This window comes from Povalibacter sp., assembly GCF_036735925.1.
Taxonomy (GTDB): domain Bacteria; phylum Pseudomonadota; class Gammaproteobacteria; order Steroidobacterales; family Steroidobacteraceae; genus Steroidobacter.
This window is the reverse complement of sequence record NZ_DAINNK010000155.1, coordinates 1-2,990: the sequence shown is the minus strand read 5'-3', so window position 1 is coordinate 2,990 and position 2,990 is coordinate 1. Positions and strand designations below refer to the sequence as shown.

The window sequence follows — 2,990 nt, the reverse complement described above, 5'->3', positions numbered from 1 at the left end:
CGCGCAACATCACCGGACAGTGCATCACGCTGGATGGCGGCTGGACGGCGCAGTAGGACGCGATCCCCTCTTCGTCATTCCACGCAGGCCGAATCCAGCCGGTTCAATCCAAATGAATCCCCGCCTACGCGGGGATAACTGAGTCAGATTCTTCGTTGGCCGGCGCCTGCAACAGGCTTGGGCGCTGAAAGCGGCGGCGATACTCTGCCGGCGACAACCCGACGATGCGCTTGAAGGTCCGGCGAAAACCACCCGAATCCTCGTAGCCCGCAGCCAGCGAAATCTGATCGACCGTATCGCGCGTGAACTCGAGCAGTTCGCGGCTGCGCGCAATGCGCAGACGCTGCTGATACTCGCTCGGCTTCATGCCCGTGGCCTTGAGGAACCGGCGCAGGAACGTGCGCGAGCCGAGCCCGGCCCGATCGGCAAGATCGTTGATGCCGAACGAGGTGCGGCTGTTGGCCTGCAGCCAGTGCTGCACGCCGAGGATCGTCTTGTCGCCGTGCTGCAGCGGCGGCGCGAAGTCGCTGTAGAAGCGCTGCTCGCGGCCGGGCGGGTCCATCAGCATGAATCGCGCGGTGCTGAACATCACCGCCGGCCCGAGCAGTCGCTCCACCAGGCTGAGTCCCATGTCCGCCCAGGCCAGCACGCCGCCCGCAGTGATCAGATCGAAATCGTCGATGACCAGGCGGTCCGCATCCACCCGCAGGTCGGGAAAGCGCTGCCGCAGTTCGTCCGCGAACATCCAGTGCGTAGTGGCGCGTCGCCCTGACAGCAGCCCGGAATCGGCGAGCAGGAACACGCCGCCGCAGACGGCAGCGACGACCGACCCTTCCGCATGCTTGCGCGCGATCCATGCGACACATTCCGGTGCGTGCCCGCGATCCACCGGCGCCAGCTGGCTCGCGGGCACCACTACCACGGACGGCTTTGCAGCCGTTCCGGGAATGTTTTGCGAAGTCACAGGCGAGTTCGGCTGAATCCTCACGCTGTTGCCAGTGCGTCACGCGCACTGACGGCGCGTGCGTCGTCGCATGCGCACGTGCGAAGTAGTTGGCATACGTGAACAGATCCGTCAGTCCATGAATGCAGGTGGCCTGCGCGCCGGGGTAGCACACGATCGCCACGTCGATGGGCGCGGGGTCTGTCAGTTGCGGCCCGTTCTTTGTCACTTTCATCCATCCCGGCAGCGGCGCGTCGCGACTATCTTGATGCGCGTTCGCTCAGAGAGGAAGTGCAATGACCGATCCCGCCCACACCTTCGACATCACTACTCCCGAAGGCCATTTCGATGCCTACATCGCGCGACCGCCGCACGGCCGACCGCGGCCGGTCGTCGTCGTGCTGCATGAAGTCTTCGGCGTCAATGCCGATCTGCGCGCCACCTGCGACGAACTGGCCCAGGCCGGATTCATTGCGATCTGTCCCGACCTGTTCTGGCGCCAGGACCGCGGCGTGGACCTCTCCGTCAACTCGACGGCGGACTGGAAGAAGGGTGTTTCCCTGTACATGGCCTACGATCTCGACGCCGGCGTGCGCGATGTCGAAGCGACCGTGACCGCTGCACGAACGCTCGCCGGCGCCGACGGCAAGGTCGGCGTCATGGGTTACTGTCTCGGCGGATTGCTGACCTATCTCACCGCCGCACGCACGCGGGTCGATGCGGCCGTGGCCTTCCACGGCAGCCGGACCGACGAATTCCTCAACGAGTCGACCGATATCGATGCGCCGCTGCAGATGCACCTGGCGGAGGAGGACGAGTTCATCCCCATGCAAACTCAGCAGCGCATCATCGACGCGCTGCATCACAATCCGAACGTCGTGATCTACAGCTACCCCGGTTGCCGGCACGGCTTCTCGCGACATGGCGGCACGCATTTCGATGCCACCGCGGCGCAGCTCGCCAGAAGCCGCACGGTCGAGTTCTTGCATCGACACCTGGGTTAGTACAGACGCTGGATATCGATCTTCCCCTTCCCTTCCGTTCGTCGAGGACAATCAGAATGAAAGAAGAATATTTCTCGGGCCGCGGCGGCACCCGCATCTTCATGCGCTCCTGGCAGCCGGCGACGGCTCCGCGTGCCGCCATCGTCATCTGTCATGGCGTGAACTCGCACAGCGGTCAGTATTTCTGGACCGCGGAGCAATTGCAGGCTGCAGGCTTCGCCGTGTATGCGCTCGATCTGCGCGGCCGCGGCAAGTCGGAGGGCCAGCGGTTCTACATCGATCACATCAGCGACTACACCGAGGATCTCGGCACGCTGATCACGCTGGTGAAATCACGCGAACCCGGACGCAAGGTCTTCCTGCTCGGTCATAGTGCAGGCGGCGTCGTGTCCTGCACGTATGCGCTCGATCATCAGAACGAACTCGCCGGTCTCATCTGCGAAAGCTTTGCCTTCGAGGTTCCCGCGCCGGCCTTCGCTCTCGCCATCATCAAACTGCTCGGCCGGATTGCGCCGAACCTTCCGGTATTGAAACTCAAGAACAAGGATTTCTCGCGCGATCCTGCGGCAGTGCGGCAACTCGACGCCGACCCGCTCACGCAGGGAGAAATACAGCCGGCGAAAACGGTGGCTGAACTGGTGCGCGCCACCGAGCGCATGCGCCGCGAATTCCCGACGATCACGCTGCCGGTGTTCATCCTGCACGGCACGCTCGACAAGGCGACCGTGCCCGCGGGCAGCCAGTTCTTCTATGACACCGTCGGATCGCGCGACAAGACGCTGCGTCTGTATGAGGGACACTTCCATGACCTGCTCAACGATGTCGGCAAGGAAGGCGTGATGAAGGACATACTCGGCTGGATCGATGCCCGTCTGACCTGAAACCCGCCTTTCACGGGAGATCGTCAAACTCGCATGGCTGACCGTTCCTTCGCGGAACGACCGTTTGTTTCAAGTGACCCAGGAGTCTTCCCCATGAGCTTTGTCAAAACCCAAGACGGCACCGAAATCTTCTACAAGGACTGGGGCGCGGGCCAGCCGCTC

Annotated in this window: 3 protein-coding genes; 2 read left to right on the top strand and 1 reads right to left on the bottom strand. The window is 63.3% G+C overall.

Going from position 1 to position 2,990, the window contains the following annotated elements; translation table 11 throughout:
- Positions 1-124 precede the first annotated feature (124 nt).
- On the bottom strand, positions 125-964 hold the full coding sequence (locus tag V7D81_RS23045; protein WP_324320742.1) for a GlxA family transcriptional regulator: 840 nt from the start codon (positions 962-964) through the stop codon (positions 125-127).
- Positions 965-1,239: 275 nt separating this feature from the next.
- On the opposite strand from V7D81_RS23045, the gene V7D81_RS23040 reads away from it, so the two are divergent.
- On the top strand, positions 1,240-1,947 hold the full coding sequence (locus V7D81_RS23040; protein ID WP_324320740.1) for a dienelactone hydrolase family protein: 708 nt from the start codon (positions 1,240-1,242) through the stop codon (positions 1,945-1,947).
- 56 nt (positions 1,948-2,003) lie between these two features.
- The gene (locus V7D81_RS23035; RefSeq protein ID WP_324320738.1) at positions 2,004-2,828 is read left to right on the top strand and encodes an alpha/beta hydrolase; all 825 of its coding nucleotides are present in this window, start codon (positions 2,004-2,006) and stop codon (positions 2,826-2,828) included.
- Positions 2,829-2,990 lie beyond the last annotated feature (162 nt).